This window comes from Streptomyces sp. NPDC048441 (assembly GCF_043200235.1).
Taxonomy (GTDB): Bacteria; Actinomycetota; Actinomycetes; order Streptomycetales; family Streptomycetaceae; genus Streptomyces.
Genome location: NZ_JBICXM010000018.1, coordinates 51,980 through 65,512, shown reverse-complemented (window position 1 = coordinate 65,512; position 13,533 = coordinate 51,980). Strand labels below are relative to the sequence as shown.

The following is a 13,533-nucleotide window of genomic DNA, read 5'->3' as shown; positions in this document are numbered from 1 at the left end:
GCGTCACCCTACTGCCGTAACGGGGGCGTCGATCAACCAATGGCCGCCGCCCTGACGCACAGTACGTCGGGGAGGTGGGACGCCAACTCCCGCCAGTTGTCGCCGTCGTCCGCCGACGCGAACACCTCGCCGTTGCGATTGCCGAAGTAGATGCCCGCCGGGTCCTGGTCGTCGCTGCACATCGCGTCGCGCAGCACCGTGCCGTAGTGGTCGGCGGCCGGGAGGCCCGTGCTCAGGGGTTCCCAGCTCTTGCCCGCGTCGGACGTGCGGTAGACGCGACATCGGTGGTCGGCGGGGACACGGTCCATGTCCGCGGTGATCGGGAAGACGTAGGCGGTGTCCGCGCGGTGCGGGTGGGCCACGACGGAGAAGCCGAAGTCGGAGGGGAGGCCTTCTCCGATGTCCGTCCAGTGCGCGCCCGCGTCGTCGCTTCGGTACACACCCCAGTGGTTCTGCAGATACAGGCGGTCCGGATCGACGGCGTCCCTCGCGACCTTGTGCACGCACTGGCCGAACTCGGGGTTCGGATCCGGCAGGAAGACCGCGGAGACGCCCCTGTTCGACGGGGACCAGCTCTTGCCGCCGTCCAGGGTGCGGAAGACTCCGGCGGTGGAGACGGCGACCGTCACCGCGTTCGGATCGCGCGGGTCGGTCAGCACGGTGTGCAGGCCTTCACCGCCGCCTCCCGGCACCCACTGGGCGCGGGAGGGGTGCTCCCAGAGGGGGCGTACGAGGTCGAAGGTCTCGCCGCGGTCCACTGATTTGTACAGGGCGGCCGGTTCCGTGCCCGCGTACACCACGTCCGGTTCGGCTGCCGCGGGGTGCAGTTGCCAGACCCGCTCGAGGGAGGCCTCGGTGTCCTTGGGGAACTTGACGGCCGCCTTGGCGGGCTCCGTCCAGGTCCTTCCGAGGTCGTCCGAGTGGAAGACGGACGGGCCGAAGTGCGAACTGTCGCCGCCGACGAGCAGTCGGGGGGTTTCGCCGCGCGCGTCGATCGCCACCGAGTAGATGGCCTGAGCGTTGAAGTACGGATGGTCGTCGAACTGCCAGGTGCTGGAGCCGCTGCGCCTGCGGCCGATGAAGAGGCCTTTGCGGGTGCCTACGGTCAGGATCATGTCGGCCATGGTGGCCACCTCCGCGACGTCGTTGTCTCAGGTACGGCTCAGTCTGCACCCAGGCACTGACAGTCACCCTCGGACAGGGTGTTCTCGCAGGTCGGGACCGGGGTGATGGAGTGTCGCGCACCCTTAAGGCCCTACTCCGGCCGGTCGGTTCCGGACAGCTCCGCGGCCACCCGCGTGATCGTTTCCGGCCCCACCCGGCAGCACCCGCCGATCAGCCGCGCCCCGGCGTCCCGCCAACCGACGACCCGGCCCGCGCTGAAGTGGGCCGGGCCCCGCCACATCCGTGCGCCCGCGTCCCACGTCTCGCCGCTGTTCGGGTACGCCACCACCGGCTTCCCCGTGATCCGCGCGGCAAGGCGCACCGCCGCGTCCGCGTCCTGGGGATCGCAGCAGTTGACGCCGACCGCGAGGATCTCCTCGGCGTCGGCCGCCAGGGCGAAGGCCTCCGTCAGGGGCTGCCCCGCGCGCGTGTAGCCACCGGAGACGGTGTACGAGAGCCACGCGGGCACCCCGAGGCCGCGCACCGCACGCAACAATGCCCGTGCCTCGTCGGTGTCAGGGACGGTCTCCAGGGCGAGGACGTCGGGTGCCGCGTCGGCGAGGACCTCGAGGCGCGGGCGGTGGAAGCGCTCGAGCTCGGCCACCGTCAGGCCGTACCCGCCCCGGTACTCGGAGCCGTCCGCCAGCATCGCGCCGTAGGGACCCGCCGACGCGGCCACCCACACCTCCCGGCCCGCACCGGCTCCCGCCTCCCTCGCCAACTCCACGCTCAGGCGCAGTAGTTCAGCGGCGCTCACCGCGTCCACGCCCTGCTTCGCGAAGCCCTCGAACGTCGCCTGGTAGCTGGCCGTGGTGGCGATGTCGGCGCCCGCTTCGTAGTACGCCCGATGCGCCGCCGCGATGGCCTCGGGCTCATCGGCGAGCAGCCTCGCCGACCACAGGGCATCACTCAGGTCGTGCCCGGCGGCCTCCAGCTGGTTGGAGAGGCCGCCGTCGAGCACGAGCGGGCGGCGGGTCAGGGCATCCGCGAGTTTCACACTGCCGACGCTAGCCGAGGAGCGGGCAGCGGGAAGTGGCACGCGACCTGGTGTCCCGCGCTGTTCGGGGTGCTCACCGGCGGCTCCGTGGTGGCGCACACCTCCTGGGCCGCCGGGCACCGAGTACGGAAGCGGCAGCCCGACGGGGGCTTCGCCGCCGACGGTGTCTCGCCCTCGAGAGGAGTGCGGTCAACGTCGGAAGCCGCCTCCGGGTCCGGCAGGTTCACCGTGTCGAGGAGGCCCCGCGTGTAGGGATGCAGGGGGTGCGCGTACACCTGCTCGGCAGGCCCCGACTCCACCAGCTTGCCCAGGTACATCACCCCCACGGTGTCCGCGAGATGGCGTACCACCGCCAGGTCGTGCGAGATGAAGAGGTACGTCAGGCCGCGTTCGCGTTGCAGCTCCCGCATCAGGTTCAGGATCTGCGCCTGGACGGACACGTCGAGCGCGGAGACCGGCTCGTCCGCCACCACCAGGTCGGGGGAGAGCGTCAACGCCCGCGCCAATCCGAGGCGTTGACGCTGACCGCCGGAGAACTCGTGCGGGTAGCGGTGCACGGCTCCGCGCGGCAGGCCGACCGCGTCCAGGAGTTCGCCGATCAGCTTCTCCTGGTCGGCGCGGCTGCCGACTCCCTGGATGACGAGAGGCTCCCGCAGGATCTCGCCGACCCGCATCCGGGGGTCCATCGCGGCCGTGGAGTCCTGGAACATCAGCTGCACGCGCCGCCGGTGTGCCCGCCGCTCGGCCCGCGACATCTCCGCCGGGTCGTGGCCGTCGAAGCGTATCCGTCCCGCTGTCGGCTCCTCCAGGCCCGCCACGATCCGGCCGAGCGTCGTCTTGCCGCACCCGGACTCGCCGACCATGCCGAACGTCTCGCCCTTGCGGATCTCCAGGGACACCCCGCCGACCGCGCTCACCGTGCCCCGGCTGCGCGAGAACGCCCCGCCCTTGAGGGGGAACTCCTTGACCAGGGAGTCGAGTTCGAGGAGCACGTCACCGGGGGAGCGCGGCGCCGGCAGGACCGCCGGGGTCACGACCTCGTCGTCCGACGCCTCGTCCGGCACCGGATGGAAGCACGCGAACCGGTGCTCCCCGCCCCGGACTTCATCGTCGGCGAGCAGTGGCTCCTCCGTACGGCACTCGTCCGTCGCGAAGGTGCAGCGCGGCGCGAACCGGCATCCCGTCGGACGCACCGCCAGGTTCGGCGGAAGGCCCGGGATCGTGTGGAGTTCGGTGCCGCTGTCGGCTGCCCGCTCGGGGAGCGAGGCGAAGAGAGCCTCCGTGTAGCGGTGTCGCGGGCGCGCGAACAGGCCGCGTACGTCCGCCTGTTCGGCGATCCTGCCCGCGTACATCACCGCGACCCGGTCGACCCGGTTGGCGATGACGCCCAGGTCGTGCGTGACGAGGATCATCGCCATGCCGAGCCGCTCGCGCAGACCGTCGATCAGCTCCAGGATCTGGTGCTGTGTCGTCACGTCGAGTGCGGTCGTCGGCTCGTCGGCGATCAACAGCTTCGGCTCGCAGACCAGGGCCATGGCGATCGCCACGCGCTGGCGCATACCGCCGGACAGCTGGTGGGGATACGCCTTCATGCGCTCGGCGGGCTGCGGCATCCCGACCAGGCGCAGCATCTCCTGGGCCTGCGCCCACGCCTCCTTCCTGCTCAGGTCGGGGCGGTGCAGGATCAGCGGCTCGGCCACCTGTGTGCCGATCGTCATCGTCGGGTTCAACGAGGTCAGCGGGTCCTGGAAGACCATGCCGATGGTGTTGCCCCGTACGTCCTGGAGCACCGGCGCGGTGGCGGTGGCCAGGTCACGGCCGTCGAACAGGACGCGCCCGCCGGTGACTTCACCGCCCGGCGGCAGCAGGCCGAGGATGCTGAGCGCGGTCATCGTCTTGCCGCAGCCCGACTCGCCGACGATGCCGAGGGCTTCGCCCGGGGCGAGTTCGAGTGAGACGCCGTCGAGGGCGTGGACGACGCGCTCGCGCGAGGCGATGTCGACGCGCAGATCTTCGATCTTGAGCAGTGGCCCGGCCGTCTCTGAGGTCATCGAGTCCGAGGTCATCGAGGTCATCTCCGAGGTATCCCTTTACTTCCGCAGCCGTACTTCGAACGCGTCCCGCAGCCCGTCACCGATGAAGTTGAACGCGGCGACGACCAGGACGATCGCGATGCCCGGCGGGAAGATCAGCCACCAGTAGCCGTTCTGTGTGTAGGTGATCCCGGCCGACAGCATGGAGCCCCAGTCGGCCGACGGCGGAGGAATGCTCAGGCCGAGGAAGGCCAGATAGCTGACGTAGAGGATGGCGTCGGCGATCTGGAAGGTGCAGTTGACGATGACCGTCCCGATCGCGTTGGGCACGATGTGCTTGAACACGGCCCGTGCGCCGCCGCCGCCCATCATCCGCATCGCCTGGACGTACTCGCGGTCGCGCAGCGAGAGCGCTTCGCCGCGCACCAGGCGGGCTGGGGAGAGCCAGGCGACCGACGCGATGATGACGATGAGGACGCCCTTGCTGGGCGTGATGATCGCGGCGACCACGACGAGCAGGAACATCGCGGGGATCGCGAGTGCGGCGTCGGTGACGCGCATCATCGCCGCGTCCACCCAGCCGCCGAAATATCCCGCGACCGCGCCGTACACGGTCCCGAACAAGGTCGCCAACAGGCCTGCGGCCAGGCCGATCTCGAGCGACGTCTGCCCGGCGACCATCAGCCGCCCGATCATGTCGTAGCCGAGGTCGGTGGTGCCGAGGAGATGGCCGGAGCTGCCCGGAGCGAGGTTCGCCTGGGTGAGGTCGGTGTGTACCTGCTCGGTGGAGTGGAGCAGCGGACCGAGGTAGCTGAAGGCCAGCAGGAGGACCAGGACCACCACGCCCGTCAGGGCGAGCTTGTTGCCGGTGAAGACCTGGAGCGTGCGCCGGGCGAGCGAGGGCGTGGCCTGTGCCGCCTCTTCGTGCCCCGGAGCTGCCTCGGGGGTGACGTCTGCGGTCGCGGTACTCATGCCACGCTCCGTATCCGGGGGTCGAGGACGGCGTACAGGATGTCGGTGAGCAGCGAGCCGATGACGGTGGCGACACCGACGACGAGCGTCACGCCGAGAAGCACCGGGAAGTCGGAGCCCTGCGCGGCATTCCAGAACAGCAGCCCCATGCCGGGGTAGTTGAACATCGACTCGACGACGAGCGCGCCGCTGAACAGCGTCGGCAGATACAGGCCGAGCAGGGTGGCGAGGGGGATCAGGGCGTTGCGCAGGACATGGCGGACCATGATCCGGCGGCTCGACTGGCCCTTGGCCATCGCCGTACGGACGTATTCCTCGGTGAGGTTGTCCAGGACCGCCGAGCGCATGTAGCGGCTGAACATCGCCACGATGCCGAAGGCCATAGTGACCACCGGGAGCACCAACCCCGTGAAGTCGCCGAGGAGTTCACCGATGCTCTCGCCCTGCGGTGCCTCCGCCGGGAAGATCGGCATCACCTGCGCGAACAGGATGATCATGATGAGGCCGAGGAAGAACACCGGCGTCGCGTAGAGGAGGAAGGCCAGACCCGTCAGTGCGTAGTCCGATGCCTTGCCGCGCCGCACGGCCTGGAGAAGGCCGAGCGGGACCGCGATGACCACCGCGAGCGCGGTGGAGAGCACCGTCAGGAGCAGGGTCTTCGGCAGCCGCTGCTTGAGCAGCTCGAAGACCGGCGAGTTCAGCTTGAAGGAGTCGCCGAGGTCGCCCGTGAAGAGCCGCTTCAGATACATCACGTACTGCGCGGGCAGCGAACGGTCGTAACCCTGCTGGTGGTTGAACTGGTCGATCTGCTGCGGCGTGCCCTTCGGGCCGAGGATGGCGCGCGCGGGGCCGCCCGGCAGCAGATGGAGCAGCGTGAACACGATGATCGAGACGAGGAACAGCACGACGAGCGCCTGAAGGAAGCGCTTGACCAGAAAGCCGGTCACTTGTCGGCTCCCTTCTTCTTGACGTAGTACCAGTCCTGCGGTGCGAAGGTGACCGTCGGGTTCTGGCTGATGCCGCGCAAGTCATTGCGGATCACGGAGACTTGGTAGGCAGGGTTGGGCATCCACATCACCGGAAGCTGCTCGGCGAGGTACTCGCCGTACGCGTGCATCGCCTTCATGTCAGGCGAGTACTGCACGCCTCGGATGATCCGGTCGGCCTTCTTGTCGCTGTAATTGCCGAAGTTGGCGGAGGCGCCGGTGGAGAAGAGCTGCTCACCGCTGGGGTTGAGCGGGTAGTACCAACTGCCGGCCGTCCCGAAGAACGACATGTCCCAGTCGCAGCCGGGGTCCTTCGCCTTGCAGGGCACGGAGTTGCCGAGCACCGAGTTCAGCGGCTGCTGGCGCACGGTGAGGTCGATCCCGGCCTTGGAGAGCGAGGACTTGAGCTCCTGCATCATGTTCGTCGTCTCGGTGGATCCTGACTGGGAGAGCAGGGTGAGTTCGAGCGGGGTGCCGCGCGCGATGCCCTTGCCGCATTCGTCGGAGCCCGTTCCTGGGCGTACGCAGCGTGCGGTGCCGTCCTGCGTCTGCCAGCCGTGCGCGGCGAGGAGCCGCTGAGCCTGCTTCACATCGAAGGGGTACCGGTTCTTCTCCATCGACTTGGACAGGTACTGGCTCTTCGGCGTCACCGGTACCGGGCCGAGCGTGGGTGTCGCGCTGCCCTGCCAGATGACGTCGCCCATCGCCTTCTGGTCGACGAGGTGCTGCATCGCCTGCCTGATGTAGAGCTGGTCCATCATCGGGCCCGCTTGCGTGGAGTTGAAGTTGTAGACGATGTACGTCGCCGCCCAGCCCTCCCACGGATCGACGCGGTAGCCCTTCTCCTCGAACTTCTCCTTCTGCGCCATCACCGACGGCGGGATGTAGCCGTAGTCGACGCCTCCGGAGCGCAGGACGTTGTACTCGGAGTCGGCCGTGGTGAAGGGCTTGAAGACGACCTTGTCGAGGTGCGGACGCTGTGATTTCGGCCCGGTGTACTTCTCGTTCGGCACGATGGTGACCTGGCCGCTGTCGCGCCAGCCCGCCAGCTTCCACGGCCCGTTGACCGTCTTCCAGAGCGGGTCGGAGCCGTACGACCCGAGGCTCTTGGCGTGCCGGGTGAGGCGCCCGAAGACGGTCTTGGCGCCTTCCTTCGTACGGTCCCAGTCGCCGACCTTCCCGCCCTCGGTCTTGGCGTCCCAGGCGTGCTGGGGGAGGGCCCGCATCAGCGTGAGCTGGTTGGCGGTGAACCAGTCGGGGTTGTACGCGCGGCTCAGATGCAGGCGCACGGTGTGGTCGTCGACGGTTTCCAGGCGCTTGATGTTGTCGGGCATCGCGCCGGCCGAGTAGTTGCCCCAGTCCTTCTTGTTGGCCTTGAGGAGGTTGAACCAGAACTCCACGTCACGTGCGGTGACCGGTTTCTCGTCGGACCACTGAACGCCCTCGCGCAGCGGCACGGTCACGACCTTGTTGCCGTCGCTGAACTTCGGCTTCAGGCCGAGGGTGCTCGGGCCCTGGGTGGTCAGGGCCGCCTTGTCCTTGTCCTGCACGGCGCCGTACACGGGCATGAAGAGCAGCGACTGGATCCCGTAGTTGTACGAGGCGCCGTAGCCGGGCGGGCCGATCGGGAAGATCCAGTTCGGTGTCGCGGCGGGCGGCAGCGCCATCGTCACGGAGCCGCCCTCCACCGGGGTGCCGCCGGTGGGCCCCATGTCGACACGGCCGCCCTCCTGCGTGCAGCCGGTCACCGCCGTGAGCGCGAGCGCGGCGACGGCCGCCGCCGTGGCTATGAGTGCGCGGCGCCGCGCGCGGGGACGTGATCGCCGTGAATGCATGGCGAAGGGCCTCCAAGGATTGCGAGAGCCGGACCGTGCCGGGGATCGACGGGCGGCGCCTGAACGCTAGAACCGACGACAAAAACAAGTCAAGAGCTTCGTTCGGCAAGAAGTGACAAACTCGGGGAGGTCTGGCCATCTTGCTTTGATGGGCCTTAGTGTTCGTCTCGATGTCGAACGAACTGATCGAAGCAACTGGGGGCGCCATGGCCGGAACACCACACGGCGCCGGAACACCACACGGCGAACCGGGGTCGGCGCAGCACATCCTGCAACTGGTCTCGTCGGGCGCCGCATCCTCCCGGGCCGATCTCGTACGGGAGTTGGGGCTCGCCCCCTCCACCGTCTCGCTGCGCGTGCAGGAACTCGTCACCGCCGGTGTGCTCACCGAATCCGGCGAGGGAGCATCACGCGGCGGCCGGCGCCCCCGGCTCCTGCGCGTCCACACACAGGGCGGTGTCGCGCTCGCCGCCGACCTCGGCAGCCACCACGCCCGCATCGGAGTCGTCGACCTCGGCGGCACCGTCCTGGACGCCGTCGATCTGCCGCACGACATCACCGCGGGGCCGGAGTCCGCCGTCGACTGGCTCTGCGAACAGTTCGCCGAAGCCGGCGCCCGCCAGCGCGCGGCGGGCCGCACCGTCCGCGCGCTCGGCGTCGCCTTCCCCGGCCCCGTCCAGCCCGCCGAGGGCCGCGTCCTGAGCCCGTCCCGGATGCCCGGCTGGCACCGCTATCCGTTGCGTGACGTCCTCGCCGAACGCCTCGGCATCCCCGTCACCGTCGACAACGACGCCACGATGATGGCCGTCGGCGAGCACCGCACCGCACGCCCCGGACTCGACCACCTGGTGGTCGTCAAGGCGGGCCGCGGCATCGGCAGCGGTGTCATCGTGGCGGGGCGACCGCACGACGGTGCCAACGGCTCCGCGGGCGACATCAGTCACGTACGCATCGAGGCGGCGGGCGACCGCCCGTGCAGCTGCGGGAACATCGGCTGCCTGGAGACCGTGGCGAGCGGCGCGGCCCTCATCCGCGAACTCGCACAGCAGGGCGTCGAGGTGGCGGACACCAACGAACTCCTGCGCCTCGTCGCGGACGGCGACCCGCAGGCCACCACCCTCGTCCGTACGGCGGGACGGCACATCGGCACGGTCCTGTCCGTCGTCGTGAACTTCTTCAACCCGCAGGCCGTGGCCCTCGGTGGCGTCCTCGCCACCGCCGAACCGCTCGTCGCCGCCGTACGCGGTGTCCTGTACGAGCGCTGCCTGCCCCTGGCCACCGCGGACCTGGAGATCACCACCACCGTGACAGGCCGCGACGCGGGCCTCCTCGGCGCGGGACTCACCGCCCTGCGCCAGAACCTCCCGACCACACCGGCACCCCAGGACCCGGCATCCCAGGAAGAGAGCGCCCCCGCATGACCACGAACCAGCGTCGCCTCCGCATCGGCATCGGCGGCATCGGCATCGAGTCCTCCACCTTCTGCCCGCACCGTTCCACCACGGACGACTTCCGCCAGACCCGCGGCCAGGATCTCCTGGACCGCTATACCTGGACCCGGCCGGAATCGGATCTCGCCTACACGGTCGAGTGGGTGCCGCTGCTCCACGCGACGTCGCTGCCCGGCGGTCCCGTGGAGGCGGAGTCGTATCTGCTCCTGAAGGACGAACTGGTCACGCGCATAAGGGAAGCGGGCCCCCTGGACGGCCTGGTCTACGACATCCACGGCGCGATGAGCGTCATCGGCCTGACCGACGCCGAAGCCGATCTGACGGAGGCGGTCCGTGCCGCCCTCGACGCCGTCGGCACCCCCGACGGCGGCCGCCCGATGATCTCCACCGGCATGGACCTGCACGGCAACGTCTCGCGCCGGTTCGCCGAGCCGATCGACCTGCTCACGGCCCACCGCCTCGCCCCGCACGAGGACGCCTGGGAGACCCGCGAGCGCGCCGCGCGCAATCTCGTACGCTGCCTGCGCGAGGGCACCCGGCCGCACCGCGCCTGGGTGCAGGTGCCGGTCCTGCTGCCCGGCGAGAAGACCAGCACCCGCCTGGAGCCCGCCAAGTCCCTGTACGCCTCGCTCGCCGACATCGAGAAGCTGCCCGGCATCCTCGACGCCGCGCTGTGGGTCGGCTACGCCTGGGCGGACGAGCCGCGCTGCAAGGCCGCGATCGTCGTCACCGGGGACGACGCCGAACTGGCCGCGGCCGAGGCCGAGAAGCTCGCACACCGCTACTGGGACGCGCGCCGCGACTTCGTTTTCGTCGGCCCGACCGGCGGCGCCGAGGAGTGCGTCGAGCAGGCGGTGGCCTCGACGAAGCGCCCCTTCCTGATCAGCGACTCCGGCGACAACCCCACGGCGGGCGGCGCGGGCGACCTGGCGTACATGCTGGGCAAGCTCCTGGAGAACGAGGAGATCCGCTCCGGGAAGGTCACCGCGGTCCACCCCGGCATCACCGACCCAGTCGCCGTCGCCCGCTGCTTCGACGCCGGAGTGGGCGCCGATGTCACCCTGAGCGTGGGCGGCAAGGTCGACGCGAACCACGGCGGTCCGTACGAACTCACCGGCACCGTCGTGGCGTTGCAGCGCGCCGCTGAGCAGAAGGACCGGGCGGAGGGCGGCGCGTACGACCGGGGTGTCGACATGGCGGCGGTGCGGACCGGCGGCGTGACCGTGATCCTGGTCGAGCGCCGCAAACCCTTCCACACTCTCGCGGACTTCATGGGCCCGGCGGACGGCGGCCTCGGCATCGACCCGCGCACCTTCGACCTGGTGGTCGTGAAGATCGGCTACCTGGAGCCCGAGCTCTATGACATGGCCGCCGACTGGCTGCTCGCCCTCACCCCGGGCGGTGTCGACCAGGACCTGCCGCGGCTCGGCCACCACCGGGTGGAGCGCCCGCTCTACCCGTTCGACGAGGGCGCGTACGACACCGGTGCGGGCCCCGATCTGACCGCGGCTCAGCTGGCGCCGCTCGCCTGATGAGCCCGGTGATCGCCTGATGAGAAGGGGCTTCACCTGCCAGAACGGTTCTGCGAAGGTGATCCCTTCGAGTCGCGAACCCGTCCGGAGGAGCCCCCGTGAAGCGTGCCGTCACCCTGTCCGCCCTGGTCTGTCTCCTTGCTGTCACCGCTGCCGCACCCGCGTCGCCAGACACGGGGCGCGGCAAGGACCGCCACCACGGCAGCCTGCTGGACTCCGTGCCGAAGGCGGGCGTACTGAAGGTGTGCACGACGGGCGACTACCGCCCGTTCACCCACCTGGACCCCGCCGAAGGAACGTACAGCGGAGTGGACATCAAGATGGCGGAGGACCTCGCCAAGAGCCTCGATGCCAAGCCCTCGTACGTCGCCACCACGTGGGCGAACCTGACCAAGGACGTCGCGGCGGGCCGCTGCGACATCGCGGTGGGCGGCGTCTCCATCACCCTGCCGCGCGCCCGCCAGGTCTACTTCAGCGAGCCGACCCGCGAGGACGGCAAGACGCCGATCGTGCGCTGCGCGGACAAGGACAAGTTCGGCGACGGCACGCTCAAGGACATCGACAAGCCGGGCACCACCGTGATCGTCAATCCCGGTGGCACGAACGAGCAGTTCGCCCGCGCCAACATCAAGCAGGCCACCATCAAGGAGCACCCGGAGAACACCACGATCTTCCAGGAGATCATCGAGGGCCGCGCGGACGTGATGATGACGGACGCCAGTGAGACCCGCTACCAGTCCAAGATCCACCCCGAACTCTGCTCCCTGCACCCCGAGAAGCCGTTCACCTTCTCCGAGAAGGCGTACGCCCTGCCGCGCGGGGACGAGCAGTTCAAGGAGTACGTCGACCAGTTCACGCATCTGGCGACGCACGACGGGACGTACGCGGCGTACGAGGCGGAGTGGATGGGCGCCACCTCGGATTCCTAGTGGTTCCTGGTCCTTCCTAGTCAGGGTTATCCCTGAGCTGGTCCCGGAGGCCGAGGCGGCGGGGCCGTCCTACCTTCCTGGGCATGGCTTCCTTCCGTGAGCGGTGCATCCACAGCCGGCAGGGTGGTCGGCTCGCCTCGACCACCACCGCGGACATCGACGAGCTCGTGGCCCGTCTCAAGGACCGCCCGCGCGTCGTGCTGCACTTCCACGGCGGACTCATCGACGACACGCTGGGGTTCGCCACCGCCGAGCGGCTCATGCCGCTGTACGAGGCGGCCGGTGCCGATCCCGTCTTCTTCGTGTGGAGCAGCGGCCTGCTCGATACCTTGCGGGGCAACCTCCCGCAGATCCTGAACGAGAGCGTCTTCCGTACGCTCCTGAACAGGGTCACCCGGTATGCCACCGGCGTCGTGTTCAAGCAGCCCGGTCAGCGGGCCCTCGGGGTGGTGACCACCCCTACCTCGAGGGCTGTCGGTGCCGAACTCGCCCAGGTACGGGACGGGTTGGAGCCGTACGCGCGGCTGACCGCCCCGCCGGACGTGCTGCCGCTGAGCGAGTCCGAGCAGCAGCAGATCGCCACCGGGCTCGCGGCGGACACCGAACTGGCCGAGCGCACCCGGGAGATCGTGAACTCGGCGCTCCCGCCGACCACAGAGCCGGCCGCCGCGGCGCGAGACGTCATCGGGGGGCGTGCCGCGGCGGCCACACTGATGTCACCGGACGTGGTGGCCGAGCTGGCCGCCAGGTCCGGTGGCCAAGGTGATCGCGCGCTGGTCAGCACGGCGCTCCTGGTGCGCAAGACCGTGCGTGTCGTGGGCGCCGTCGTCGGCCGCTACCGGCAGCGCACCGACCACGGGCTCTATCCGACAGTCGTCGAGGAGATCCTCCGCGAGTTCTACCTCGCCAATGTGGGGGCGGCCATCTGGGACGCCATGAAGCGGCAGACCGACGAGACCTTCACCGCCGCGGCCGACAACGAGGTCCGCGCGGGACGCTACTTCCTCGACCGGTTCGCCGAGCTGCTCGCCACGGGCACCCGCCCCGAGGTGACCGTCGTCGGCCACAGCGCGGGGGCCGTCTTCATCAGCAACCTCCTCGACGACCTCGCGTGCAGGCGCGACGCGGACGACGATCCCCTGCCTCAGGACTTCCGGATCCGTGACGTGGTGCTCCTCGCGCCCGCCTGCACGGTGAACAAGCTCGTGCCCGTCGTGCGCCGCCAGGCCGAACTCTTCGACCGGTTCCGGATGTTCACCATGTCCGACCAGGCGGAGCAGGCCGACCACCTTCTGTCGTTCCTCTACCCCAGGTCGCTGCTCTACTTCATCTCCGGAGTCCTTGAGCGCGGTCCGGAGAACCAGTCCGCCGTCACGCCGATCGCGGGCATGCAGCACTGGTACCTCGACGCGGCAGCCGTCGGGCCCGACTCCGAGGATCTGCGCGGCTTCCTGCGGGCGGACCCCGCACGCACCGTGTGGTCGCCCGGCGACGGCGGCCCCGGACTGCGCGCGGGGGCCCGCAGCCACACCGCGTTCGACGACGACCCGCAGGTCCTCGCCAGCGTGGCCGACATGCTCGCCGACTGACGGCGCGATGACTGACGGCGCGTGGACCGACAGAGGGGGAGAGCA

Annotated in this window: 10 protein-coding genes; 4 read left to right on the top strand and 6 right to left on the bottom strand. The window is 69.7% G+C overall.

What is annotated here, in order from left to right; translation table 11 throughout:
- Window positions 1–32: 32 nt before the first annotated feature.
- The 6 genes from ACGFSB_RS33430 to ACGFSB_RS33405 form a co-directional block, all read right to left on the bottom strand.
- A complete protein-coding gene (locus ACGFSB_RS33430) occupies window positions 33–1,124 on the bottom strand; it encodes a WD40/YVTN/BNR-like repeat-containing protein (protein ID WP_393407162.1) in 1,092 nt (363 codons plus the stop codon).
- Between the two features lie 131 nt (window positions 1,125–1,255).
- Window positions 1,256–2,161: a homocysteine S-methyltransferase gene (mmuM, locus tag ACGFSB_RS33425; RefSeq protein ID WP_393407160.1), complete on the bottom strand. Its 906-nt coding sequence runs from the start codon at window positions 2,159–2,161 to the stop codon at window positions 1,256–1,258.
- Window positions 2,158–4,236 (bottom strand): dipeptide ABC transporter ATP-binding protein, encoded by a 2,079-nt coding sequence (locus ACGFSB_RS33420; protein WP_393407157.1) that lies wholly within the window; start codon window positions 4,234–4,236, stop codon window positions 2,158–2,160. The genes mmuM and ACGFSB_RS33420 overlap by 4 nt, the downstream gene beginning before the upstream one ends.
- 15 nt (window positions 4,237–4,251) lie before the next feature.
- Entirely contained in the window at window positions 4,252–5,166 is a 915-nt protein-coding gene (locus ACGFSB_RS33415; RefSeq protein WP_393407154.1) for an ABC transporter permease, read from the bottom strand.
- Complete coding sequence (locus tag ACGFSB_RS33410; protein WP_393407151.1) at window positions 5,163–6,113, bottom strand: ABC transporter permease; 951 nt, start codon at window positions 6,111–6,113, stop codon at window positions 5,163–5,165. Before ACGFSB_RS33410 ends, ACGFSB_RS33415 begins: the two co-directional genes overlap by 4 nt.
- The gene (locus ACGFSB_RS33405; protein WP_393407149.1) at window positions 6,110–7,987 is read right to left on the bottom strand and encodes a peptide ABC transporter substrate-binding protein; all 1,878 of its coding nucleotides are present in this window, start codon (window positions 7,985–7,987) and stop codon (window positions 6,110–6,112) included. The genes ACGFSB_RS33410 and ACGFSB_RS33405 overlap by 4 nt, the downstream gene beginning before the upstream one ends.
- Before the next feature lie 206 nt (window positions 7,988–8,193).
- Between ACGFSB_RS33405 and ACGFSB_RS33400 the strand changes: the two genes are divergently transcribed.
- The 4 genes from ACGFSB_RS33400 (at window position 8,194) to ACGFSB_RS33385 (ending at window position 13,488) form a co-directional block, all read left to right on the top strand.
- Window positions 8,194–9,408, top strand: coding sequence for an ROK family protein (locus ACGFSB_RS33400; protein WP_393407369.1), 1,215 nt, complete (start codon window positions 8,194–8,196; stop codon window positions 9,406–9,408).
- Window positions 9,405–10,970, top strand: coding sequence for a M81 family metallopeptidase (locus tag ACGFSB_RS33395; protein WP_393407147.1), 1,566 nt, complete (start codon window positions 9,405–9,407; stop codon window positions 10,968–10,970). The genes ACGFSB_RS33400 and ACGFSB_RS33395 overlap by 4 nt, the downstream gene beginning before the upstream one ends.
- Before the next feature lie 98 nt (window positions 10,971–11,068).
- Window positions 11,069–11,899, top strand: coding sequence for a transporter substrate-binding domain-containing protein (locus ACGFSB_RS33390; protein ID WP_393407144.1), 831 nt, complete (start codon window positions 11,069–11,071; stop codon window positions 11,897–11,899).
- Between the two features lie 83 nt (window positions 11,900–11,982).
- On the top strand, window positions 11,983–13,488 hold the full coding sequence (locus tag ACGFSB_RS33385; RefSeq protein WP_393407141.1) for a hypothetical protein: 1,506 nt from the start codon (window positions 11,983–11,985) through the stop codon (window positions 13,486–13,488).
- The last annotated feature ends 45 nt before the right edge of the window (window positions 13,489–13,533 follow it).

Bases quoted from the DNA above. Each gene is read 5' to 3' on its own strand.
- ACGFSB_RS33430 (WP_393407162.1), bottom strand. From the start codon at position 1,124: ATGGCCGACATGATCCTGACCGTAGGCACCCGCAAAGGCCTCTTCATC.
- ACGFSB_RS33420 (WP_393407157.1), bottom strand. From the start codon at position 4,236: ATGACCTCGATGACCTCGGACTCGATGACCTCAGAGACGGCCGGGCCA.
- ACGFSB_RS33415 (WP_393407154.1), bottom strand. From the start codon at position 5,166: ATGAGTACCGCGACCGCAGACGTCACCCCCGAGGCAGCTCCGGGGCAC.
- ACGFSB_RS33405 (WP_393407149.1), bottom strand. From the start codon at position 7,987: ATGCATTCACGGCGATCACGTCCCCGCGCGCGGCGCCGCGCACTCATA.
- ACGFSB_RS33400 (WP_393407369.1), top strand. From the start codon at position 8,194: ATGGCCGGAACACCACACGGCGCCGGAACACCACACGGCGAACCGGGG.
- ACGFSB_RS33395 (WP_393407147.1), top strand. From the start codon at position 9,405: ATGACCACGAACCAGCGTCGCCTCCGCATCGGCATCGGCGGCATCGGC.
- ACGFSB_RS33385 (WP_393407141.1), top strand. From the start codon at position 11,983: ATGGCTTCCTTCCGTGAGCGGTGCATCCACAGCCGGCAGGGTGGTCGG.